Annotated in this window: 1 pseudogene; it reads left to right on the plus strand. The window is 78.2% G+C overall.

Annotated features, from left to right (window positions below):
* Positions 1–524: pseudogene (locus tag F0Q45_RS28400) on the plus strand (PE family protein); the annotation flags it as partial.

The raw sequence follows: 524 nt of genomic DNA on the forward strand, positions 1-524 counted from the left end.
GCCGGCGGATGGCTGTGGGGCGACGGCGGAGCCGGCGCGGCGGGCGGGACCTCGTCGATCGGCACTGGCGGTGCCGGCGGGACCGGCGGTGCCGCCGCTCTGTTGGGCACTGGCGGTGCCGGTGGGACCGGCGGCAGTTCGGATGCCGGCATTGGTGGGGCCGGCGGCGTCGGCGGCGCCGGTGGGCTGGTCGGCTCGGCCGGTGACGGCGGTGCCGGCGGATTCGGCGGCACCGCGGCCGGAGTCGGCGGGACTGGCGGTAGCGCCAGATTCGTGGGCTCCGGCGGGGCCGGCGGCGCCGGAGGTGCCAGTTTCACCGGCACCTCGGGTGCCGGTGGGCACGGCGGCGCCGGCGGGCTGCTGTTCGGCAGCGGCGGGACTGGCGGCGACGGCGGATTCCTCTTCGCTAGCACTGGTGGTGCCGGCGGAAAGGGCGGCAATGCCGGATTGCTGTTCTCCAGCGCCGGGGCCGGCGGCTTCGGCGGGGCCGGCACGGCAGTCGGCGGAGCCGGCGGTAACAGCGG

The sequence above is a fragment of the Mycobacterium simiae genome (assembly GCF_008370645.1).
In the GTDB taxonomy this organism is placed as follows: domain Bacteria; phylum Actinomycetota; class Actinomycetes; order Mycobacteriales; family Mycobacteriaceae; genus Mycobacterium; species Mycobacterium simiae_A.